We start from the raw sequence: 23,228 nt of genomic DNA, 5'->3' as shown, positions 1-23,228 counted from the left end.
GAGCCCGCGCATTTCCCGCCGGATCGGCATGTCGATCGCGCGATGCCGGCAATCGTGCATCATCCCGTGTTCGTCGCAGCAATATCTATTTAAAAACGTCAAATCCTGAGAGAGCGGGATCGCATGAGCGTCATCACGGAATTTGCGTCGCTTTTTGGCGCATTCAATCGCCTGTATTCGCTGGACGGATCGGGCGCGCTTGCAGCATTTCAAATCGAGCGCTGGACCGGCCGCGAATCGCTCTCCGATCTCTTTGAATGGAACGTCGATGCGCTGTCGACGGATCCTGCACTGGATCTCGACGCGATGCTCGGGCAGCGTGTCGCGATTCGCACCACGCTCGCGAACGGCACGACGACGCTGCGCAGCGGTCTCGTCGCCGAGGCCGAGTGCAGGGGCTACGACGCAGGCCTCGCTCGCTACCATCTCCGGATCGTGCCGTGGCTTGCCGCACTCGCGCATGCGCGCGACGAGCGAACCTTTGTGAACCAGACGCTTGCCGACGTGCTCGACACGGTGTTCGCGCCGTACGCCGGGATCGCGCGGTGGCGCCTCACGCCGGATGCTGGCCGGCGGCTCGATGCGCTGGGCCCCACTGCGTATCGCGTGCAGTACCGAACCCATACGCACTACGAATTCGTGCAGCATCTGCTGGCCGAGGCTGGCCTCGGGTTCTGCTTCGTCGAAGACGAGGACGCGCCTGCCGGGCATACGATGCTGGTCTTCGACGACAGCGCGCAACTGGCCGAGGACGATACGTCCGCGCGACGCGGCGGGGTGCCGCGCCGCTCGAGCGGGACGGCGACCGGCGCCGACGACGTGATCCTCGGGATCGGGCAGTCGCTGTCGCTGACGGCCGATCGCATCACACTGATCAGCAGCGATTATCGCGTGAACCGGGCGACTACCGCGAGTACGACGCTCGGCCGGCCGGCGGGCGCGCGCGAACTCTACGACGACGTCGGGCCGGAGGCGTTCGACAGCTTGCGCGAAGCGGAAGATACGGTAAGGCGCCAGGCCGATGCGATCGTGTCGCGCGCCAGTTTCTGGACCGGCTACGGCACGCTGCGCACGGCGCGCGCAGGACGCGCGCTGAAACTCGTCGATGCCGGCTGGCAGCCCGTGCGCGGCGCCGCGGCGCCCGAGGATTTTCTGCTGACGCGCGTCGAGCACGTCGGGATCAACAATCTGCCGGCGACCGTCATGGAGGCCATCGAACGGCAACTCGGGCCGTTGCCGGCGGCGGCGCTCGATCCGCGCGTGGTTCGGCAAGCGAAGGCCGGCGGTTATGCAAACCGGTTCGATGCGGTGCCGCGAACGCAGGTCTGGCGGCCCACGCTGGCCGACGGAACCGGGCAGCGACTCAATCCGGTTCCGACGGCGCTGGGTGCGCAGACGGCGATCGTCGTCGGGCCGGCCGGCGACGCACGGCCCGGTTCGACGGGGCCCGTGCACGCCGATGCGCAGGGGCGGTTGCGCGTTCGCTTCCACTGGCAGGCGCAAGACGATGCGGGTACGTATCCGACGCGCGCCATACAACGGCTCGCGAGCGACGGGCACGGCCTTCAGCAGGTGCCGCGCATCGGTCATGAAGTCCTCGTGCAGTTTCACCATGGGCTGATCCACCGGCCGATCGTGCTCGGCGGCCTGTTCAATGGCCGCGGCGAAGGCGGCGAGTCGCCTTCGCCGGGCGGGGCGGCCGGCAAGCCGCTCGACGCGTCGATCTACACGCAGGCGGGCGATCATGCGCCGAGCGCGCAGGGCAATCTGGCAAGCGGGCTGAGCCCCGCGTGGCATGGCGCCGGCGGCGGCACCGATCGTCACAATCACGCCGGCGCGCTGTCGGGCTTCAAGAGCCAGGGTTTCGACGGGCATGGCCACAACCAGCTCGTCGCCGATGATTCGGACGGCATGGGACGCCTGCAGATGGCGACCACGCACGCGGCCACGCAACTGAACCTCGGTCATCTGCGCCATCAGGCGGACAACTATCTCGGCAGTTTTCGTGGCCAGGGCGTCGAATTGCGCTCGGATGCGTACGGTGCAATGCGTGCGACGCGCGGCCTGCTGGTGTCGAGCTACGCGCCTGCCGGCGCCGCCCAGCCGGCGGGCGATGCGTCCGCGCTGCAGGCGCTGCTCGCGCGGCACACCGCATTGGTTCGGCGATTCGACCAGACGGCCGATACGCATGGGACGCTGCCGTTCGCCGCACAGCGCGGCGTGGAGCAGGCGGGCCAGTCGTCGTTGAACGGCAGCGCCGCGCCGCTGGATGCGCTTGCGCAGAGCTTCGCGACGACGGTCGGCGCGAACGGCTACACGCAGGCGTCGGCCGACGCCGCACAGCGGTCGACCGGCAACGCACTGCCGCACACGGGCGACGCCGTGCTCGGCATCGAGGCACGGGGCGGGCACGGGCTGGTTGCCGGCCAGGCCCTGCAATGGGCGGCCGGCGAAACGCTGTCGCTCGGCAGCGGTGGCGACTTCAATCTCGCCGCTGCGCAGCAGCTGCGCATTCACAGCGGGCAAGGCATCGGCTGGCTGGCCGGTGCGAGCCATGCGGAGCGTGTCGGCATCGGCATGATCGCCGGCAAGGACGGACTGACGCTGCAGGCGCAGCGCGATGTGCTGGGCCTGCACGCGCGCGACGATCTGACGCTCGCGTCCGCGAGCGCGGACGTCGAGATCGCCGCGAAGAAGACCGTGCATCTCGCGGTGAGCGGAGGGGCGCACGTGACGATCGAAGGTGGCGACGTCACGTTCGGTTGCCCGGGCAAATTCGTCGTGTATGCCGCGCAGCATGCATTCGTGGGGCCCGCTCAACTGAATACGCCGTTGCCGCAGTTTCCCGAAAAGGTCTGTGTCGAATGCCTGCTGCACGCGATGCAGTCGGGCAGCGCACTCGCGGGCAAGGCGATCTGAGCATGACGATCGAAACGACCGACTGGATCGACCGCTATCCCGACGACACGCCGGACCGGCTGAATGCGCTCTTCGAGCGCGTGCCGGCCGACGGCCGTTGGCACCTGCTGCTCGACATGAGTTTCGCGCCGGCGATGCGTGACCGAATGCCCGCGGTCGAGCGCAACGATGCCGTCGTGTTGTACGAAGGGGTGTACGACGGCGACGACTTGCTGGCGATTTCGCCGTGCCTCGTACCGCTGCCGGCGGACGCGGCGGCGCGCCGGGCGATGCTGGAGACCGTGCTGCGCGAGACGTCCGGACGACCGATGGTGAGCCTGCTGCGTGGCGCGCGCGATACGGCCGCGCTCGCCGCGCATCTGCGCGGACAGATGGAGGCGAGTGCGGCATCCGACGGCGAAGCATTTCTGGTGCGTCTCGCCGATACGCGTTGCCTGCCCGCGTGGCTCGTGGCGCTGACGCCCGCACAGCGCCGCCGCTTCACGAATGGCATCGACGCGTGGCATGTGTTCGATCGCACCGGCGCGCTCGTCCCGCTCGATTTCGACACCGTGGGCGAGGCGGCCGGCGGTGAAGCGGACACCGGGCGCAGCGGCGAGCCATACGTGCTCGGCGACGAACAGATCGAATGGCTTCGACAGGCTGCGAAGATCGACACGCTGATTTTTCATGTTCGCCAGCGTCCGGAGAGTTTCGGCCGCCTGGTGGCCACGCCGTCGCAAGCCCATGCGTGTGTGAGTGCGGCGTGGGCGCGGCACGACGGTCCCCCTGCGGCGGCGTCGCGAGCCGCGCTCGATGCCCTCGTGGCGGCCGGGTATCTGGTGACGGAGCTCGCGCCGGCGACGTCGTCCGCATAGAACGACACGGGTTTGCGTGCATGCGACAGCGCACGTGGTTGATAGCGATCCACGCCGCACGGCGTCGGACAAGAGGATGAAAAGATGAGTTTGAATGCCGGTTCCACGACGTTTGCCGCTCGGCTGCTGATGTTCATGGCCATCCTGCTCGGGACGGCCGGATGCTCGCGTGCGACCGACGTGTCGCCTGCCGCGTCGACTGCGGCCGGGGCGTCGGGCGGCGCGTCGAGCGTCGCAGGTGCGGCGGCCGCATCCGGCACGATGGGGCTGAAGCTGAATGCCCTCAACTACACCGACGTTCCGATCGGCGCGTTCTACGTCGACGGCACCTGGGGCGGGACGGTGCCGGCGCGCATCGGCAGCGGCGGCGGCGCGATCATCTGCTGCGTCGCGTTGCCGAAACAATGGCATCCGGGACTGACCGTCAACCTGCAGTGGCGGGACGACAACCTGTACAGGAAGGATCCGAAGGCGCTTGCGAGCCGGGTCGTACCGGTTGAGCGCTACGACACATTCTCGGATGGCTTCCTGTGGGTCCTGTTCTTTCCGCACGATCGAATCAAGGTCTATGCGTCTCAGTGGATGCCCGGCTACCGGGGCTTCCCCGAAAATCTCCAGGCGCCCGATGAAGCGTGCCCGGGGAACTTCACGTTGCGCAACAGCGACCCGCAGTGCCCGAATCCCGACAAGAGGATCATGCAATGAGTTTCCGCTTCGCGAGCGCCGACCGGCCTGACGTCGGCGTCGTCACCCGGGAGGAGCAGGACGCGATCATGCGTCGGCTGCACGACGACGACGGGATGAGTTGCTGCAAGACGCTGCATGTCGGCATCTTCTTCGACGGCACGCGCAACAACGCCGATCGCGATCGCACGGGCGGCAAGCACAGCAACGTCGCGCGGCTGTTCGACGTGTTTCCGCGCGACAAGTATCACAGTGCCATTTACGTGGCCGGCGTCGGCACGCCGTTCGTCGACGAGATCGGCGACCAGGGCGTCGGACTGCAGGCCGCGGCCGGCGCGGCGACGGGATGGGCCGGCGAGGGGCGCATCAACTGGGCGCTGCTGCAGATCCACAACGTCGTGCATGCGCACGCGTTCGGCAATTCGCTGTCCGCGGCGCTCGGCAAGAGCGACAAGGAACTCGCGAAGGCCGTCAGCGTCGACCTGAATTTCAAGGGCATCGATCTCGGCGGCACTCCGCCCAAGCCGGGCAGTCTCGGCGACATCAACGCGCGCGGCAGTTCGAGCGTCGGTGCGCTCAAGCTGATGGCCGCCGAGCAGAACGGGATCGAACTGACCTGGGATCGCGACACGATCTGGGCGCAGCTCAAGGGCGAAGTGGATACGGCGAACTGGACCGCGACGATGCGCGCATGGGACGAGAAACGCCGCGTCGCATTGCGGGCCCGGTGCGCGCAGCTGAAGGCGCGCGTCGGCGATCTGCTGGTGAAGGGCAAGCCGAAACTGCAGCGCATTCGGCTGTACGTGTTCGGTTTTTCGCGCGGGGCGGCCGAGGCCCGCACGTTCTCGAACTGGCTGGCCGATGCGCTGGACCCCGATTTCAGCCTGTGCGGCGTGCCCGTGTCTTACGACTTTCTCGGCATCTTCGATACGGTCGCGTCGGTCGGCATCGCGCAAAGCACGGCCGCGACGCTGTTCGACGGGCACGGCGGCTGGGGGCGCAAGGAATTGATGGGCGTGCCGCGCTACGTGCGCCGCTGCGTCCATATGGTCGCCGCCCACGAGCCGCGCGGATCGTTCCCGCTCGACCTGATCGATGCGTCGCGGGACGGGCATGAGGAAATCGTCTATCCGGGCGTGCATTCGGATGTCGGCGGCGGTTACGGGCCAGGCGAGCAGGGGCGCGGCACCGGCGACGCGGACAAGCTGTCGCAGGTGCCGCTGCTCGACATGTATCGCGAAGCGCGCAAGGCCGGTGTTCCACTCGATATCAAGGGGCCCGGTGTCGCTGCCGAAGCCGCGGCGGCATTCGCGATTTCTCCCGCGCTCAAGCGCGCCTTTTCCGCCTATGTGAGCACGAGCGCCGACTATTACTACGCGAAGGAGCACGGCACGCCGGGCCTGATGCGCGCGCACTACGGGCTTTACCTGCGCTGGCGCAAGATGCGGCTCGACAATTTGCGTTCGCAACCGTCGTTTCTCGCCGCCAAGGCTGCCTATCCGCAGGATGCCGTCGATCTCGACAGCGCGAACGAGGAACTGCGGCTCGAATGGCGCGACCTGCTCGAATGCGAGAAAGAAGGCGGACCGACCGTGAGCCGGTACGCGGGCAACACGGTCAGCCGGAAGATCACCCAGAACCCGAAGGCGGCGGCCGTCATTTCGCCGGCCGTCCTGCCGATCGCCGCGGGCCTGCAGTCCGCGATTCCGTTCGTGGGCCCGCTCGTGCGCGCGAGCGCCAAGCGCGCCGAGGATTTCTTCCAGCTGCAGCTCGAAGAGAAATGGAAGCAGTGGCTCGAGGTGCGCGGCGACTGGAACATGGGGCCGCCGGAAGCGCCGATCAGCGCGCTGTACGACAACTTCATGCATGACTCGCGCGCATGGTTCAAGCCGCTGGGCGACGACGACGACGTGTGGAACCACAACCAGATCAAAGCGCTGAAAACGCGCCAGGCCGAGTTCGAGCGCGAGCACGCAGAGTGGAAGAAGCGCCAGCAACTTGGCGTGCCGGGACCGTCGCAGATCATGCAGATGATGGGGGCGGGTGCGCTCGGGCTCGGGCCGGCCGCCAACGTCGCGCCGGAGCCCGAACCGCGTTCGCCGCTGACCGCGCAGCAGGCCGGCATCCTGAAACGTTACGACGCCGCGCAGCAGGCTGCACAGAAAGCCCGCGCGGCCCGGGATGCCACCGCGCCGACCGACAGCGCCGTGCTGACCGACCCGAAAGTCACCGGTGGTCTCGCGCTGCAGGATTCGGGGCGCGAGTTTTCGTTCGTCTGGGGCTACCTGCGCTGGCGCACCGTCTACGTGAACGGCGTGCGCTGGGACGCGCCCCACGTGCCGAGCGTGCAGGAAGACATGGAGGCGATGCGTCAGCAGATGCAGCGCAACGTCGACATGAGCAAGCTGTTCGGATGAACCGATTGGACACGAACCAGCCGGCGCGACACGCATTCGCGCGCGATTGCCGAGAAACGACATGGATCTAGTTGCCGCATTAACGGGGTACGGGCAAGCGACCCGTCATATCCAGATCGATACCGCGATGCCGGACGCATTCGTCGTAGAGCGCTTTCACGGTCGTGAAGGGATCAGCGAATCGTTCCGGTTCGAGATCGACGTGCTGTCGAGCGAGCCGTTTCTCGATCTCGCGCCGCTGATCGGCAGCGCCGTGCGGCTGCGTCTCGCGACGGCGGCGGGCGAACGATGCTGGAACGGCTACGTCACGCATGCCGCTTATGCGGAGAGCGACGGCGAGTTCACGCGCTATCGGCTCACGATGGAATCGTGGCTCGCGCTGCTGAAGCTGCGCCGCAATTGCCTCTATTTCGTCGACCTCGATGCCGAGGGGATCTGCGAGCGTGTGTTCGGCGACTATCCGGAAGCGCACTGGCGCTATGAACTCGTCGAGCCGCTGCGATCGTTTCGCTTGCGCGGCCAGTATCGCGAAACCGATCTCGATTTCGTGTCGCGGCAGTTGTCCGAGGCCGGCTTGTCGTTTCGCATCGAGCACGGGCAGGACGCGGGGAAGGCGCCGTCGGGCGACCATACCGTCGTTGTGTTCGACCGCCATGCGCGGCTGCCCGACGGCAGCGCCATCGCATTCAATGCGCAGGACGTCGGCGATCCGGACGGCGTGATGACGCAATTCTCCGATCGGCGTCAGCTGGTGCCGGATCGCGTGGTGGCGACGAGCTGGAAAGCCAGCGAACTTCATGCGCTTGCCGGCCATGCGCAGCAGCCTGCCGATGCCGACGCGCCGTTGCTGCCGGTGCGGGAGATCTACGACGGCCAGCGCGCAGGCCGCTTCGACACGAGCGGCGATGCGCAGCGTTACGCCGAACAGCGTCTCGACGCGCTGCAGCTCGCGAAACGGGTCTACCGTGGCGGCGGCTCGTCGCGCACGCTCGAGACCGGCAAGGTCCATACGCTGAACGACTATCTGGGCGGCACCGTGCGATTCATACCGCTGTCGATCGAGCACGAGGCCGTCAACAACCTCGGCGCGCAGATCGGCCAGCTGTTCGGACGCGGCGAGCTCGACAAGGGGCTGTATCGCAACCGCTTCGTCGCGGTGCCGGAGGGCACGCCGATCGTGCCGCCGTTCCGCGACCGGCCGACGGTGTACGGGGTGCAGACTGCGATCGTCGTCGGCGAGCCGGGTGGGCGCGTCAGCAGCACGCGCGATCACCAGGTCCGCATCCAGTTTCCGTGGATGCGCGGTGTCGCGCCGCTGCCGGGCGGGTTGACGGATACGGCAAGCCGGTCCAATCCGACCGGCCACGCGCCGGGCGATCACCGTTCGGGCATTCTGGTTCGCGTCGCCGAACAGGCGGCCGGGCCGAATTTCGGTCATGCGTTTGTACCTCGCGTGGGGGCGGAAGTGGTGGTCGGCTTCGAGTCGGGCAACATCGATGCGCCGGTCGTGCTCGGCCAGGTGTACGGCGGGCGTGTGCGTCCGCCGTTCTCCGCGGGCGAAGGCAGCGACGCGAATCATTCAGGAACACTGACGGGCCTGCAGACGCAGACCCTCGATGGGCTACCCGGCAGTCGCTGGGTGATGGACGATGCGGCCGGACAACTGCGTCACGAGCTGAGCAATTCGACTGCCGACACGCGCCTCGCGCAGGGCTATCTGATCGACCAGCAGGGGACGATGCGCGGCGCCTATCGCGGTGAAGGCTTCGAACTGGCGACGCAGGGATGGGGTGTCGTGCGGGCCGGCGCGGGCGTGCTGATGTCGAGTACCGCGCGCCGGCTCGGCGCGTCGACGCAGATGGATGTCGCCGAGCGCGTGGAGCAATTGAAGGACGCGGCGAAAACGGCGCAGGAACTCGACACGGCGGCGACCGGTGCGCAGGCGGCCGGCCTGAGCGCGAACAAGGCGCAGACTGATTTCCTCAAGGCGATCGATCCTGCGCAGGACGGCAAGTATGCGGGCAGCGTGGGTGGTCAGAGCGCGACCAAGCCGACCGGGACGCAGCGCGACGGCGGCGATCCCGTCGAGCGATTCGCGACGCCCGTGGTGCTGATGGAGTCGCCGGAGAACATCGTGGTGACGACGCCGGAGAGTGCGGTGTCGTATGCGGCGCAGCACGTTCATCTGACGTCGCAAGGCGATGCGCATGTGGGCGCCGGTGCCACCGTGGCCGCGGCGACGGGCGATGCGATGAGCTTGTACAGCGTGGCGGGCGGGCTCAAGGCAATCGCGGGCGAAGGGCCGGTGAGCGTCGAGGCGCATGCGTCGACGATGGAGATTCTCGCGGACCAGACCGTGCGCGTGACGTCGACCGACGAGCGCGTCGACGTGCTTGCGCAGGACGCGATCGTGCTGCAGCAGGGGCCGAACCGGATCACGTTGAAGGGTGGCGATATCGTCGTCGAGACGCCGGGGCAATTCGCGGTGAAGGCGGGCGGGCATCCGTTCCCGGGGCCGCGGGCGACGAGCGTGAAGCTGCCGGCGCTGCCGGTGTTGCCGCAAGGCGATCCGTGCGACTTTCTCGTGCAGGCGCTGGCGGCGAGTCCGGCGGGGAGAGGGGCGGTGGCGGGGGGCGGAAGTTTGGTGGGTGCGGCGAGTTCGATCGTCGGTGCGACGGCATCGGGAGCGGGTGGCGCCGCGCTCGCGGCGCAGACGTTCGAGAGTGCATCGAGCCAGCCGATCTCGACCCGGACACTCCCCGCTCAGCCCGCTGTGTCAGTTGGTCCTGGCTCAGCAGGCTCCACGTTGTCGCGGGAGCCGCAACTCGGACATTCGGCTCCCGTGCCGGTGTCGGACGAACTCGAGGGACTACCGAAGAGCGGCCCCGCCGCGTCGATCGCCCCATGCAATCTTCATGTGCCGCCGCTCAAGCAGCTTGAATATCGGCCGGATATGGGACTTGTCGACTACTATCAGACTGACGCGAACGGCCGTGCAGTGCTCGAAGATCAGCATCCGATTCTGCTTCGCTTTTCCGGGTCGACCGGCATGTACGACATCGAATACACGCCGGCAACGGCCACGTTGACCGCAACGGTTCGCCTTCGGGTCGTGCTCGTGGATCAGCATGAGTATACGAACGGCCGGTTGCTGGTGGACAGGAAAACCGGTAAGCCGGTTTCGATACCGTACGACGGCGATGGGCCGGGGGATGACGAGGTCGTCTGGCAGAAGGTCGAGCGGCCCGCGAGTTCGGCCGATCTCGCGGGTTTCAAGCGGCGGATCGAAAACGGCCTGAACCGAAACCACTACTACATGCAGCCGAAGAAATGCCCACTCGGCAAGAACTGCACCTGCAAGGTGAAGTTGAAGCAGGAGATCGAATTCGTCACGACGACCGGACGGTTTCACAGCACCATCAGTCTGTACCCGATGGAGGCGCGGGCAAATTCGGAGAACTGGGGCGAGGTGCAGGTCACGTGGGATCCCGTGAAGAAGAAGGCAACGCGTGAGGCTACGCAAAACGCCATTATTCACGAGGCAGGACACCACTATGGGTGGCCGGACGAGTACTTCGAGAATCAAGGGGCCGTCTACGGCGCCTATATCAATGCACAGAAACTCGTCGACGTCGCGATGCCGCAGCTCCAGGATAATTGGCAGCGTACGTCTTCGACGAATCTGATGGGCGAGGGGATGTTTCTGCCGAATCCCGAGATTCCGAAGTACTACATGTACGGATTTCGCGATTGGTTCCAGAAGAAAACCAACATCGAGTGGGAAGTCCTGAAATGATGCGCTTTACACGGGTCCTGATGGCGATGACATTGATTCTTGGAGTGACGGACATGGCGTCTGCGAAAAACGAGCGCGGCTATTTCGAAATCCGCAGCGGGTCCGGACAGACCAATCCCGCGCCGACGATGGTGATCAAGGATGACGGCAAGACGCTTTCCTACTATTCGCGCGGAAGGGATCTCGATCACAGTTCGCAGGGCCGCTATCTGGGCATCGGGAAATATACGGTCGAATCGAGCGACGCCTATGCCGGGCAGCTCGCGGAAATCCGGCGCGTGCTGAGCCAACGCGATGCGGCGGTCCGGGACGCGGTCAATGCGGGACCGGTTTTGTCCTATTCGTTCGACATGGATGGACACCACTACGAAGGTGCGTTCAACTACCAGGCGGAAAAGCCGGTACGGGACAAAATCATCGCATTGTATTCGCTCGCGAAGGAACTGCTGAGCCATGGAAAGCCCGAGATCAATCTTCATCCGGCGTTGTCGATTCGTTCCGACTCGAATCGTTTGCTGGTCGAAGTCGAATTCCGGAACGAGGGCCGGCACGAGGTCATCATCGATGGTCCGGATACCTGGACGGACAATCTTGCGATCCCGACTCGGCAATACGTCGAAGTCAGGGGAAGCAACAGCGCAGGTACCGACTTCAAGGTCCGCCTGGGGAGCAAGTATCTAATCGACGCGTCGCGCCGCTATGCCAGGGAGATCACCGTCAGGCCGGGTGACGTGACCCGGCTCGGGTTCGCGGTTCCCTACGATGCTTTGTCGTTCGACAGCGACTCTCCCATTCAGCGCATGGAAACAGGCACCTACGATTTTGTCGGGCGCATGCAGGGCAATGTCGACAAACCGGACGAGATGTCCGGCAGGTTCTTGACGTGGACGGACCCGGTGCCGTCGATCGGTTTGACGCGGGAGTGACATGATCCGGACTGAACGCACGCTACGCGCGATACCGATGATCGGGAAGCGAAAAGTTGTTCGTCGAGCGGGAAGCCGTACGGGCGGAATCGGGCGACGTGCGCCATATTTTCTGGCGGCGGTGTTTCTGTTCGGCGTGACGGAAGCCGCCTTGGCAGAAGCGGGCCGAGGCTACTTCGAAATACGGAGCAGCCCCGGCCAGATCGCACCATCGCCTCCACTGGCTTTCGCGTTCGACGGCGATCGCGTTGCCTACTATTCGCGCGGACGAGAGCTGGACATCATGCCGCCGGCGAAGTATATGGGCGTCGGAAAATACTCGGCGAAGCTCAGCGGGCGCTATCGAACGGAGATCGATCAGGTGAAGCGGATGCTGGCCAATCACGAGATCACCTCGGTGCCGGGCCGCAATATTGGATCGGTCCTCGCGTATTCGTTCGATCTGAATGGAAGGCGTTATCAGGGCGACCTTCAGTATCGATCCAGCGACGAAATCAGCGGCAAGCTGGCGTTTCTTTATGACCTTGCGCAGGATCTGCTTGACCACGGCACGCCGGAAATCAATCTGCATCCGGTGTTTGCCGTGCATTCCGAGTCGGGAAATCTGGTGGTTGACCTCGTGTTCGAGAATGATGGCATACAGGACGTTGTCATTGACGGTGTCGAGAATTGGTCGCCGCTACTTGCCCTCCCGACCGTGCAATACGTCCAGATCGGCGGGCTTAGCGACTCCGGCGTCGGCTTCGAGGTCCGGCTGGATGAGAAGTATCTGAGCGCCGCTTCCCGACCTTATGCGTCGACGATTGCAGTCAAACCAGGAGTGCCGGTAAAGGTCACATTCCTCGTGCCCTACACGGCGCTCACATTCGATCCGGGTTCGTCCGCGCAACGGATTCATTCGGGCACGTACCGGTTCGTAGGCACAGCCAACTTCAACATTGAGTCGCCCGACGAAATGAAGGGCAAGGTGTTTACGCAGATGGACCTGCTGCCGGCCGTCGAACTGACCGAGCGTTAATGCGGGCTTCGGGCATCCCGAAAGCCTTGATCAGAAACACCGTTCCCAGCGAACCCCGAGCCAAACATCATGTCGACCCAATCCGATCTCATCCAGGCATTCTTCCGCGGCTGGTCGCAGCACGACCGGTTTCTGTGGCTGACCACGCCGCTCGGCGCGGACAAGCTTGTCGCCGAGAGCCTGCAAGGATGGGAGTCGCTCGATCGCGGCGGCTTCCGGTTTCAGCTCACCGCGCTGACCGAGCGGCCCGACCTGCCGCTCGACAAACTGATCGGCGCGTCGGTCCTCATCGAATGGCAGGTCGCGGACGGGCAGGACGCACGACGCCCGTTCCACGGCCATGTGACGGCCGCGGAACTCGTCGGCTACAACGGCGGGCTCGCGCGTGTGCGGCTCGTCGTCGAACCGTGGCTCGCGCTGCTGCATCAGCGCGTCGACAGCTACAACTTCGTGAACGCGAGCGTGGTCGAGATCAGCGAGCAGATCTTTGCGCACTATGCGCGTGGCGCGATCGCGCCGGCATGGCGCTGGGCGCTGGCCGACCCGGCGAAATATGCGAACCGCAGCCTGACCGCACAGGCCGGCGAATCGGATTTCGCGTTTCTCGAACGGCTGTGGGCGGAAGAGGGCATCTTCTACTGGTTCGAACACCAGGGCGACGCGCACTCGACTGACCTGGGCAAACACACGCTCGTGCTGGCCGATACGAACCAGCGTTTCGCCCCGGCTGAACCCGAAGTCATCGGTTTCCATCAGACGAGCGACGGCGACCCGCGCGGCGGCATCCGGCAATTCATGAATGCGCGCCGCTGGCGCATCGGCAGCGTCGCACGCGCAAGCTGGGATCACCGAAGCCTGTCGACCCGTCCGTCCAGCGTGCGCGCGAGCGGTGCGGTCGCGCCGGGCGAGGATCGCGATGTCGCAGGCCCGTACGCGTTCCAGACCGCCGCGATCGGCGACCAGCGCGCGCAGCAGCAACTCGACGCGCAGCGCGTGGCGGCGCTGCAAACCGAAGGCAGCGGCACGCGTCGCGATTTGCGGCCCGGGCTGCGTTTCGCGATGTCGCGGCATCCGTCGCTCGATCCATCGCGCGCGTTCGTGTGCCTGCGCGTCGAGCACGACGCGCGTGCGAACGTGAGCGCCGACGTGCACGGCGCGATCGCGCAACGGCTCGGCGCGATTCCGCCGGGACTCGATATCGCGCCCGGCGAGCCGGGCGACGCGCAGGCGCTGCACGCGGCATTCGACGCCACGACGCACGCCGGCGGCGCGCTGGTAGATGGCGACGAGGTGTACCGGAACCGCTTCGCCGCGCTGCCGTTCGACCAGGCTTACCGGCCGTTGGCGCCGAGCGGGCATGGCGCACGCGTGCATCCGGTCGCGGTGATGCCGGGCGCTCAGACGAGCATCGTGGTCGGCGCGGGCGATCCGGTTCATACCGAACGCGATCACCGGATCCGGATCCAGCATCATGCGCAGCGCGGGCAGAATTCCGCGAGTCGCGACGAACATCCGCGCGCGGCGAACGCGCCGGCCGATCGTGGCGCGGGCACCTGGACGCGCATGGTGACATCGATCGGCGGCGACAACTGGGGCGGCGTGAGCGTGCCGCGCGTCGGTCAGGAAGTCTGGACCGAATGGCTGGAAGGCCAGCCCGACCGGCCGGTCGCGGTCGCCGCGCTGTACAACGGGCAAGGCAACGCGGACGCGCAGCACAATGCGCTGGCGGGCGGCCCGAGCGGCAGCACGGCCAATGCGGCGGCCTGGTTTGCCGGCAACGACCACGCAGCCGTGCTGACCGGGTTCAAGACGCAGGATCTGAGTGCGAGTCAGACCGGCGCGGGTGGCTCGCGACAATTCATGCTTGACGATACGGCTGGGCAGTCGAGTGCGCGCCTTTATACGACCGATCACGGCAGCGGCCTGACGCTCGGGCACATCAAGCAGGTGCAGGACAACCGGCGTCTGGCCGATCGCGGCTACGGCGCCGAACTGTCGACGCAGGCAGCCGCCGCGCTGCGCGCCGGCGCCGGCTTGTTGATCAGCACGGCGCCCGGCGTGAACCAGATGGACGCGAGTGCAGCGAGCCAGGTGCTCGCGCAGCAACGCGAGATGCTGCAGGGGCTCGCGAAATTCGCGCGCCAGCAGGGTGCGGAGCCGGGCGCGAGCATGGCGCAGCCCGATGGTGTCGCGTCTGTCGGCGACACGACATCGCCGCTCGTGGCGATCGAGGGCCTGCAGCAAAGCCAGGTGTCGCTCGGCGCAACGCGCGAAGGCAGTGGCGCGGGCGGTGCCGGCGGCGGCGCGGTTGCGTGGCAGCATCCGCATCTCGTCGCGCACGGCGCGGCCGGCGTCGCCGCGCTGACGGCGCAAAGCCACGTGTGGACGTCGGGCACGCAAACCGTACTGAGCGCCGGACGCGACGTGCAGGTCACGGTCCAGGGCAAGTCGAGCATCGTCGCGAAGGAAGGCATTGCGCTGTACACGCACGGCACCCCGGGCGGCAGCCGTCCCGTGCCGGCCGCCGGGATCGCGCTTCATGCTGCGACGGGCACCGTCACCGTGCAGGCGCAGAACGGCGGCACGCTCGACGCCAGTGCGCAGCGTGCGGTGACTGTATCGAGCGCGAAGGCAAGTGTCGCGCTGCAGTCGCCGAAGCGGCTGCTGCTGACGGCGGCCAACGCGTTCCTGAAGATGGAAGGCAACGACATCGTGATCGGCGCGCCGGGCAAAGCGACGTTCCATGCGGCCCAGCACACGCTGACTGGCCCGCGATCCGCGAACGTCCAGTTGCCGTCGATGAACAAGCCGGCATGTGTCGAATGCATGCGGGATCTCGCGCATCGCCACGAAGCGATCGCCACGCGCGGGTGACGACGATGACTGCGCTGCTCCAGACATGGGAAACGACGGCGGCCGCCGAGCATGCAGCGTTTCCGGATGCCCATCGCTACCTGTTGGCCGATGCGTCGCAGTTGCCGATCAACGCGGCGCCCTGGCGCGAGTTGATTGCGGCAGGACAGGTTCGCAACGTGCTCGCTGGCCAGCCCGAGGCGAGCAATCCGGAGGTCTGTGCGCTGGTGTGCGACTATCGTGCATCGCACGTGCCGGCGTTGCTCGAACGGCAGCTCGCGCGGCGGCCGTTCGCGTTTCTGTCGCTGGTCAGCGTCTATCCGCTCGATGAACTCGTGCCGAAACTCGGCGTCAGGACGCGCGTGACGCTGCCCGACGATCGCGACGGACTGCTGCGGTTCTACGACGCGGCGGTGTTTCAGGCACTGGCGGGCGCGCTGTCCGAGTCGCGTTATCAGGCGCTGTTGTCGCCGTGCGTGTCATGGACCTGGGTGCGTCGCGATGGCACCGTCGGTACGGTGCGACATCCGCGCCGGCACGAACGAATCTTCTACGCATGCGTGGATGCGCGCGAGCTCGACGCTTTGCGGCGCGGCAGCCGGCCGGACGCCGTGCTCGCCGAATTGCGACGCAACGGCCGGATCCCCGTCGACGCGGATCCGTTCGATACTTACGCGCGCATGCGTCGTCTGATCGGCGTGCTGGATGCGCAGGGATCGGGTGACGACCGCCTTGCCTACCGGATCGGTGCGACACTGGCGATGGTCGGCCACGTGGAGCTCGACGACGAGCGCGTCGTTGCCGAGTGCATTGCTGCGTATCGGCATGATCACGACGCGTTGTGCGACGCATTGCTCGATCGCCTGATCGAGATCGATGCCGCGAATGCCGAGACGAAACAGGAGGCGCGGCAATGAACGCGGTCGCCCTGTTTTCATTCCGCGGCCGGGCCGGGCGCATCGAGTGGTGGGGCGTGACCGTGCCGTGGCTGATTGCGGGCTCCGTGCTCGACGTGCTCGCCGGCCTGCCGGCAGCGCAACGTATCGCGACGTTCGTCGATGTCGTCGGCTGGGCATTCGCGATCGTGATGATCTGGATGCTCGTCGCGGTGTCGGTGCGGCGCTGGCACGACATCGGCAAGTCCGGATGGTGGGCGCTTCTTCATGCGATCCCGGTCGGAGGCGCGTTCATCACCATTGCGATGAACGGGTTCTATCGCGGGGACGACGCGCGCAACCGGTTCGGTCCGCCATCGCCGGATGCAGGCAACAACGACGCAAGTTTGTGAGGGTATCGATGAAATTCAGAGCAGGGATGCACGTTGTGGCGCTGGTCGGGCTTGGCGTGCTTGCCGCATGCAGCAAGCACGGTGTCGACGTATCGGCGGAGCCGCATAACGTGTGCGTCACCGGATACAACGAGTACGGGCGCAAGCTTCACGAATTCTGGCTCGACAACGAGCACAAGTCGGGATGCTTCGGCAATCCGTCGGCGCGCGAGGACGGCGAGGCATTCGGCGGCGGCGGTGGCTTTGCCTGCGGTTGCAAGGTAACGCCGGGACAGAAGGTGAAGCTGTTCTGGGAATTTGCGCAGCCGCTGGACGACATTCAGCGCGGCATCCAGCCCGAGCGCAAGACGATCGACGTGACCATTCCACAGCCGGAATCGCCGACGTCGCGCTATCTGCGTGTGTATTTCCGCAAGAACGGCACGGCCGAGCTGCAGTGGGTCGACGACATGAACGCGCCGGAACTCAAGCCGACGCAGGAGAAGTAAGTGCCATGGCCGAAATCAATCTGAAGAAGGACGCCGTCTCCGCAGAGACGGACCGCGTCAAGGCGGAGGCCGAGCAAATGTGTCCCGCATGCGAACACATGCTGTGGGTCAGCTTCTATTTCGACGGATTCGGCTTCGGCGAGAAGGACGGTCCGCGAACCAATATCCTGAAGCTGTTCAACGCCGCGTACGACAAGAAGAACAAGAACATGCGGCGCTTCTACTATCCGGGACTCGGCGCGGATTTCGACCCCGAGGCCGGTGTGCTGCGCGAGGTCCTGAAGGACAAGGCGACGGATACGGTCAGCGAGAAAGCCCGCGACAAGCTCAAGGAGCAGACGGTCGACAAGGTCAAGGAAAAGGCGCAGAAGGCCGCCGAGGACGCGTGGAAGCAGAGTGGAAAGATCAGTGATCCTACGTTCGGAAATCGCGTGAGCGACACGTTCGACACGCTGGTCGGCAAGACGAAAGACGGCTTGGACGACGCGCGCAAGCGGATCGAGCGCGCGATCGAGCGGCCCGGGTCGGAAAAGAATCGTGCGCTGCGCTATCTGCGGCACGAATGGAAGGGCTTCTGGCGCGACGTCGTCAAGTATCCGTACCGGATTCCGAAAACCGTGCTGAAGGAGGTCGGCAAGGAATCGCTGGGCGCGGCGGCCGAGTCGTTCCAGCTCACGCGCGATACGAAGCTGGGCGCCGCGCTATTCAATACGGGCGTGGATACGCGCCTGAAGGCGGCGGTAGAGGATTTCAAGGCGGCGGTGGCCGGCGCGAAGCAGGCCGGCACGGTGAACAAGATCCATGTCGCGATCTTCGGCTACGACATGGGCGGCGGCCTTGCGCTCGCCTTTGCCAGGCAATTGCTCGACGAGGTGGCCAAGGGGGGAAAATACGATGGCGTTTCGGTCAAGATCAAGTTCATGGGGCTGTTCGATTGCGTGACGAACCGCTTCGACGACAACCTGCTGACGGGCTACATCCCGCTGAGCAACGCGGTGTCGTCGGATCTGATCCTGTCGCCGGACATCGAGAAATGCGTGCACTACGCGGCCGCCCACGAACTGCGCGTGTACAAGCCGCTGACGATGCTCGGCGTCGACCCGTCCGACATGCGCGGTCGGCGGCAGGAGCGCCTGTTTCCCGGCGCGCAGGTGGACGTGGGCGGCGGCGCGATCGAAGGCGAGGACGGCATTTCCGACAAGCTGGCGCGCGTGCCGCTCGAGATGATGTATCACCGCGCGTACGGCGCCGGCATTCCGATGCCCAGCCTGACCGCGCTGGCCAACGAGGACGGTGCGCTGTATCAGCAGATCGTCGCGCCGCCCGAGATCCAGAATTTCCAGCTCGACTACCGGCTGGCAGTCAAGAAGCTCGTGGCGACGACACGCGAGATTCCGCCGCTCACGCCGCTGGGCACAGGTATCGGCTATCCGTCGGCGACGCTCAAGCAGTCGATCGGGCCGCTCGATTTCCTCAATCCGAAGCCCGTGCCTGACATGACGGACGGTTGCCGCGTGCCCGATCCGGCACCGCCGCGCCCGATCGTCGTGACCGATCTGCCGAAGGACATCCAGGGCGAACTCAAGGGCCACATGGTCGTGTATATCCAGTGGCTGCGCATGTGGTACGACCAGGCCGAGAATCGCGCGGCCGCGGCGCAGCGCAAGCCGGGCTGGCTCGGCGGCGCGGCCAATCCGCTAGCGTACGGACGTTACGAGAAGCTGGTGCGCGAGATCGATTTCCAGAAGCAGCACGGTACGCGCCCGGGATATGGGTTCGATGGCAAGCAGGCAATGAAGCAGCTCGGCGGCGAGTTGCCACCATCGATATTCAACACCGATCCGCAGGCGCAGGCGCTGTTCTGGCTCTGGAACAATCCGGGCGAGCGCCTGCCCCAGGTGGAGGCGATGTATCCGCTGTTCGTGAAGCACGTGCACGACAGCATGGCCGAGAGCGATGTCGAGGCGGTGTGGAGCCACCTCGTGTCGATCAAGAACTACCTGAACACGAGGGCGATGCAGAAAATCGCGACCGCACCCGACAAGTCGTTCCTGGACCGCGTCGCAGACATGTATCAGTCGCTGGTATCGACCGTATCGGCACCGTCCGGCACGACGGCCGTTCGATAGGCCCGATCGTCGGCAGTCTGCCGCTCGCCGACGCCGGCTGCCTACAGGCAGCCGGGCCCGCGCGTTACTTCGAGATGTACCACAGCGCATCCGCGCTGACACGCGACGGCTGCGCGGCCGCGGCCGGTGCTTGGGCCGGCGCGGGCGGCGGCGTGTTCGACGTGATGGCCGTCGGCAGCGTGGCCGGAACATTCGCGGTCGATGGCGACGCCGTCGCGGTGCCCGACGTCGACGGCGTATTCACGTACCACAGCGCATCGGCCGAGGCCGTGCGTTTCGCGGCCGTATTGGCTGCCGCGTTTGTCGTCGTATTCGCCGCCGTACCGGCCGACTTCTTCGATGCCGATGCCGATGCGCCGGCTGTCGCCGCACCCGCCGTTCCGGCCTGCGCGGTCATGCCCGCGGCTGCCGCGCCGCGCTGCGCGCGCGCTTCGAACGGCCCGAGCTGGAAGATTAACGTTTGCGCGGGACGCGTCACGACGGCATACGGAAACTGCAGCTCCCACGACATCAGCACGCGCCCGGCCGACGTCTCGGTGAAGATCGCCGGCACGTGCTTCATGTCGCTGAACTGCACGTAGATTCGCGCGCCGTCGTCGAACACCTGGGTCGGCTTGGCCTGGTCGGCGCCGGTGACCGTCCAGCCGAAGTTGTACGTGCCGGCCGGACCGGCGGGGCCGCCCTGCGGCGAGGGCGGCGGGGCCGGCGATACGGTGCGCGCACGCGTGACGGGCGGCGCCGACACGCTCAGGCTCGCGAACGGGTTGTATGTCTGCGCCTGTTGCGGCGGCGTAAAGGACGGTGGCAGGATGGGCATGGGAGTATCCGGCGAATCCGGCATGGTCCGGATTGCATCATAGACCTTGCGCGCATACGCGAGGCGCTTGTCGGGCGACGCGGAGTTGTACGCGCCGATCGCGTTCCAGTTGGGGCCGAGCTGGCGGATGTTCTGCGACAGGATCCACGCGCCGACGTACGCGTTCGTGCACGCATCGAACAGGCTTTCCCGCGTGATGCCTTCGCGCGCGAGCGTCGGCAGCCACGTGCTGTTGATCTGCATCAGCCCGATGTCGACCGTGCCGTTGGTATTCGTGTTCACCGCGTTCGGATTCATCCCCGATTCGACTTGCGCGATGCCGCGCATCAGGCTGACGCTCACGTGCTGGAACGCGGCCGCGTCGTCGAGGCAATCGGCCCGCGCGACGCCGCAGAGCGCGCACGACAGCGCGATCGTCGAGGCGAGGTTCAGCGTGTAGCGGCTGAGCGGGCGAGTAGTATGACGCGGCATGGCAGGTTGGGGCGGAATCCGGCCGCCCGGTGCAAGGAAATTACGCAGACGCGAAGTGTGCCATAGCGGGCGGGCAAATGGCTCGCGTCAAACTTTCCTTTGCATTTGCCGGCGCGTTCGCCGCGCATTTTTATCGCGCCGGATCACGGCCCGCGGCGATGCGTGATCGGTAAAAACGGCCGGCATTTGCGCAAATGCCGTTGCAATGGTGGCGTCCCAAACCTGACGTATTGCGTCACTCGCGCGATGAAACCGGAGATCAAGCGAGCGGAAGGGAAAATCGCTTGTCGGCCGTTAACCGAGGCGAAAGAAAGCGACAAAAAATTGGCGGCCGAAGCCGCCGTCTGCGAAATCCGAAGTCGACCGGCCGCGCGGCGCGCGGTCAGCCATTTCCCGGTATCGCGATGCGCGATCAGAAGCGGTGACGCAGGCCGAGGTTGACCATCGTCTGCGAACTCGTGCCCGCATAGCCGTACGAACCGATCGACGCCTGCGCGGCCATCGAGCCGCCCTTGCCGTCGCCGGTCTGGCCGCTGGCGTGCTGGTACGCGGCGCTCAGGTAGACGTCGGTGCGCTTCGACAGGCTGTAGTCGGCGCCGGCCGAGACCTGGTGATAGGTTGCCGACGTGTCGCCGCCCGAGCGCGTGTAGCTGTAGCCGACGCCGACGAGCAGCGCATTCGTCGCCTGGTAGTTCACGAAGCCTTGCCCCGTGTTGTAGTGCTCGTTCGAGCCGAACACCGAGCTGGCGTCGCGGCGGTACTGCGCGTTGCTGTAGCCGAGGCCGAACGTGAACGGGCCGGCGACGTACTGGCCCGCGATGCGGCCGATGCCGATCGAGTGCGCGCTCGCGTAGCCGTTGTTGATCGGGCCGTCGAACGTGCCGTCCGACGAACTCGTCCAGCCGGTGCGCAGGCCGTTCGACGCGGGGCTGTTGGTCGCGTGGAAGTAGCCGCCCGCGACGCTGAATGGCCCGTTGTTGTACGACACGGCGGCCGAGTACGACTGCGCGGCGCCGGTGCTGCCGGCGATGCCGCCGAACGAATACATCGCCGCGAACTGCAGGCCCGAGTACACGGCCGACGTGTACTTCACCGCGTTGTCGACGCGGAAGCTGTTGTCGTAGTTGTCGACGTCGCCCGGCGTCGCGAATGCGCTGCCCAGATAGTTGTCGGCGGTAATGCCCTGCACGAGATCGACGAGCGGATCGTACTGGCGGCCGAACGTGAGCGTGCCGTAGCGGTCGCTCGTCAGGCCGACGAAGGCCTGACGGCCGAACAGGCGGTTGCCCTGGCCGAGCCGGCCGTTGCTCGGGTCGAAGCCGTTCTCCAACTGGAACAGCGCCTTCAGCCCGCCGCCCAGATCCTCGGTGCCTTTCACGCCCCACCGGCTGCCGGCGAGGTTGCCCGCGCTGCTGTTGCCGAGCATCCACGCGTTGTCCTTGCCTTGTGCGTGGTTCACGTAGGTGATCGACGTGTCGATCACGCCGTACAGCGTGACGCTCGACTGCGCATGCGCGACGGGTGTTGCCGCGAACGACGCGAGCGAAATCAGCGAGAGGGTCGTGCGTTTCATTTCATCTCCTGGCGCATGGGTGTGGGTTCGTGATCCGGAATGGCAGGAGACTACCGAGCCGCACTAAAACGGCAAAAATGAAATTCTTCGTCGTGGCCTGATGCAGACAGGGATGTTCCTGGAAATACACCATTGAGGGATTTGCATTATTGAAGGCTGCGTATCAATGGATCGTCATTCCGCCGGTTTTTCATTGCGTTTTGCGTGTGACGCGATAATTCGCCGCGATTGCCGGGTGAATTACCGCAATCCCGATATTGTTATCGATCCGTCAAATCATTATTTAACGAATTGAATTGGCCACCCTGAAACGACTGTGATAGCCGTGCGTCGCAGGTGATCGGAGGGGGCTCGAAACGTCGCGCGCCGCCGTTGCGTCGTAGCCGCCGCGCACCGAAAGCCGGGTCGCAAGCTTACTTTTGTATATAATAATCATTCTCATTTACAGAATTGTTGACGCTCGCGCACCCCGGAACCCGGCCATGTCCGCTGACAAGCTGTCCCTCCATCGAGAAATCGACGCCCTCTATGCCGACCACCACGCGTGGCTGCGCGGCTGGCTGAGCCGGAAGCTCGGTTGCGCGCACCGCGCGGCCGACCTGGCGCACGACACGTTCGTACGCCTGCTCGCCCGCGACGAGCCGATCGGCGCCCACGAGCCGCGCGCGTTCCTGACGACGGTCGCGCAGCGGGTGCTGAGCAACCACTGGCGGCGCGAGCAGATCGAGCGCGCGTATCTCGACGTGCTCGCGCAGCGCCCGGAAGCAGTGGCGCCGTCGCCGGAAGAGCGGGCCGTCGTCGTCGAGACTTTGCTCGAGATCGACCGGCTGCTCGACGGCCTGCCGCTCGCGGCGAAGCGCGCGTTCCTGCTCGCGCAGCTCGACGGGCTCACGCAGGCCGAAATCGCGCGCGAACTCGGCGTATCGCTCGCGACGGTGAAGCGCTATCTCGTGAAGGCCGGCACGCAGTGCTTTTTCGCGATGGCGGCCTGA

At 65.9% G+C, this 23,228-nt stretch carries 15 protein-coding genes; 13 read left to right on the top strand and 2 right to left on the bottom strand.

The genetic code is table 11. The features are described from left to right. The first annotated feature begins 123 nt into the window (after positions 1–123). The 12 genes from HWX62_RS08150 (at position 124) to HWX62_RS08095 (ending at position 19,375) form a co-directional block, all read left to right on the top strand. Entirely contained in the window at positions 124–2,919 is a 2,796-nt protein-coding gene (locus HWX62_RS08150; protein ID WP_175929416.1) for a type VI secretion system Vgr family protein, read from the top strand. Positions 2,920–2,921: 2 nt separating this feature from the next. Further along, positions 2,922–3,776: a DUF4123 domain-containing protein gene (locus HWX62_RS08145; RefSeq protein ID WP_175929415.1), complete on the top strand. Its 855-nt coding sequence runs from the start codon at positions 2,922–2,924 to the stop codon at positions 3,774–3,776. An 84-nt stretch (positions 3,777–3,860) separates the two neighbouring features. Next, entirely contained in the window at positions 3,861–4,481 is a 621-nt protein-coding gene (locus HWX62_RS08140; protein WP_175929414.1) for a DUF3304 domain-containing protein, read from the top strand. Continuing rightward, complete coding sequence (locus HWX62_RS08135; protein ID WP_175929413.1) at positions 4,478–6,877, top strand: DUF2235 domain-containing protein; 2,400 nt, start codon at positions 4,478–4,480, stop codon at positions 6,875–6,877. Before HWX62_RS08140 ends, HWX62_RS08135 begins: the two co-directional genes overlap by 4 nt. Before the next feature lie 61 nt (positions 6,878–6,938). Then, positions 6,939–10,673 (top strand): type VI secretion system tip protein TssI/VgrG, encoded by a 3,735-nt coding sequence (gene tssI, locus HWX62_RS08130; RefSeq protein WP_175929412.1) that lies wholly within the window; start codon positions 6,939–6,941, stop codon positions 10,671–10,673. Beyond that, entirely contained in the window at positions 10,670–11,599 is a 930-nt protein-coding gene (locus tag HWX62_RS08125; protein ID WP_175929411.1) for a hypothetical protein, read from the top strand. Before tssI ends, HWX62_RS08125 begins: the two co-directional genes overlap by 4 nt. Before the next feature lies 1 nt (position 11,600). After that, positions 11,601–12,617, top strand: coding sequence for a hypothetical protein (locus HWX62_RS08120; protein WP_244135995.1), 1,017 nt, complete (start codon positions 11,601–11,603; stop codon positions 12,615–12,617). A 69-nt stretch (positions 12,618–12,686) separates the two neighbouring features. Then, positions 12,687–15,491 (top strand): type VI secretion system tip protein VgrG, encoded by a 2,805-nt coding sequence (gene vgrG / locus HWX62_RS08115; RefSeq protein ID WP_175929410.1) that lies wholly within the window; start codon positions 12,687–12,689, stop codon positions 15,489–15,491. Positions 15,492–15,496: 5 nt separating this feature from the next. Further along, on the top strand, positions 15,497–16,387 hold the full coding sequence (locus tag HWX62_RS08110) for a DUF4123 domain-containing protein (protein ID WP_244135994.1): 891 nt from the start codon (positions 15,497–15,499) through the stop codon (positions 16,385–16,387). Beyond that, positions 16,384–16,758, top strand: a complete 375-nt coding sequence (locus tag HWX62_RS08105; protein ID WP_175929408.1) for a DUF805 domain-containing protein — start codon at positions 16,384–16,386, stop codon at positions 16,756–16,758. The genes HWX62_RS08110 and HWX62_RS08105 overlap by 4 nt, the downstream gene beginning before the upstream one ends. An 8-nt stretch (positions 16,759–16,766) precedes the next feature. Further along, positions 16,767–17,246 (top strand): DUF3304 domain-containing protein, encoded by a 480-nt coding sequence (locus HWX62_RS08100; RefSeq protein WP_048989006.1) that lies wholly within the window; start codon positions 16,767–16,769, stop codon positions 17,244–17,246. A gap of 5 nt (positions 17,247–17,251) precedes the next feature. After that, positions 17,252–19,375 carry a DUF2235 domain-containing protein gene (locus HWX62_RS08095; protein ID WP_175929407.1) on the top strand — a complete coding sequence of 708 codons (2,124 nt, stop codon included), beginning with the start codon at positions 17,252–17,254 and terminating at the stop codon, positions 19,373–19,375. 64 nt (positions 19,376–19,439) lie between these two features. On the opposite strand, the gene HWX62_RS08090 is transcribed toward HWX62_RS08095, so the two are convergent. Together HWX62_RS08090 and HWX62_RS08085 are read right to left on the bottom strand one after the other, a co-directional pair. Further along, complete coding sequence (locus HWX62_RS08090) at positions 19,440–20,663, bottom strand: transglycosylase SLT domain-containing protein (RefSeq protein ID WP_175929406.1); 1,224 nt, start codon at positions 20,661–20,663, stop codon at positions 19,440–19,442. Between the two features lie 412 nt (positions 20,664–21,075). Then, complete coding sequence (locus HWX62_RS08085) at positions 21,076–22,236, bottom strand: porin (RefSeq protein WP_175929405.1); 1,161 nt, start codon at positions 22,234–22,236, stop codon at positions 21,076–21,078. Positions 22,237–22,718: 482 nt separating this feature from the next. Between HWX62_RS08085 and HWX62_RS08080 the strand changes: the two genes are divergently transcribed. Next, entirely contained in the window at positions 22,719–23,228 is a 510-nt protein-coding gene (locus HWX62_RS08080) for a sigma-70 family RNA polymerase sigma factor (RefSeq protein ID WP_175929404.1), read from the top strand.

It is taken from the genome of Burkholderia sp. BCC0506 (assembly GCF_902833145.1).
Lineage (GTDB): Bacteria > Pseudomonadota > Gammaproteobacteria > Burkholderiales > Burkholderiaceae > Burkholderia.
Note: the sequence above shows the minus strand (reverse complement) of the source record. Positions and strands in the feature narration are given on the sequence as shown.

Bases quoted from the DNA above. Each gene is read 5' to 3' on its own strand.
- HWX62_RS08150 (WP_175929416.1), top strand. From the start codon at position 124: ATGAGCGTCATCACGGAATTTGCGTCGCTTTTTGGCGCATTCAATCGC.
- HWX62_RS08145 (WP_175929415.1), top strand. From the start codon at position 2,922: ATGACGATCGAAACGACCGACTGGATCGACCGCTATCCCGACGACACG.
- HWX62_RS08140 (WP_175929414.1), top strand. From the start codon at position 3,861: ATGAGTTTGAATGCCGGTTCCACGACGTTTGCCGCTCGGCTGCTGATG.
- HWX62_RS08135 (WP_175929413.1), top strand. From the start codon at position 4,478: ATGAGTTTCCGCTTCGCGAGCGCCGACCGGCCTGACGTCGGCGTCGTC.
- tssI (WP_175929412.1), top strand. From the start codon at position 6,939: ATGGATCTAGTTGCCGCATTAACGGGGTACGGGCAAGCGACCCGTCAT.
- HWX62_RS08125 (WP_175929411.1), top strand. From the start codon at position 10,670: ATGATGCGCTTTACACGGGTCCTGATGGCGATGACATTGATTCTTGGA.
- HWX62_RS08120 (WP_244135995.1), top strand. From the start codon at position 11,601: ATGATCCGGACTGAACGCACGCTACGCGCGATACCGATGATCGGGAAG.
- vgrG (WP_175929410.1), top strand. From the start codon at position 12,687: ATGTCGACCCAATCCGATCTCATCCAGGCATTCTTCCGCGGCTGGTCG.
- HWX62_RS08110 (WP_244135994.1), top strand. From the start codon at position 15,497: ATGACTGCGCTGCTCCAGACATGGGAAACGACGGCGGCCGCCGAGCAT.
- HWX62_RS08105 (WP_175929408.1), top strand. From the start codon at position 16,384: ATGAACGCGGTCGCCCTGTTTTCATTCCGCGGCCGGGCCGGGCGCATC.
- HWX62_RS08100 (WP_048989006.1), top strand. From the start codon at position 16,767: ATGAAATTCAGAGCAGGGATGCACGTTGTGGCGCTGGTCGGGCTTGGC.
- HWX62_RS08095 (WP_175929407.1), top strand. From the start codon at position 17,252: ATGGCCGAAATCAATCTGAAGAAGGACGCCGTCTCCGCAGAGACGGAC.
- HWX62_RS08090 (WP_175929406.1), bottom strand. From the start codon at position 20,663: ATGCCGCGTCATACTACTCGCCCGCTCAGCCGCTACACGCTGAACCTC.
- HWX62_RS08085 (WP_175929405.1), bottom strand. From the start codon at position 22,236: ATGAAACGCACGACCCTCTCGCTGATTTCGCTCGCGTCGTTCGCGGCA.
- HWX62_RS08080 (WP_175929404.1), top strand. From the start codon at position 22,719: ATGTCCGCTGACAAGCTGTCCCTCCATCGAGAAATCGACGCCCTCTAT.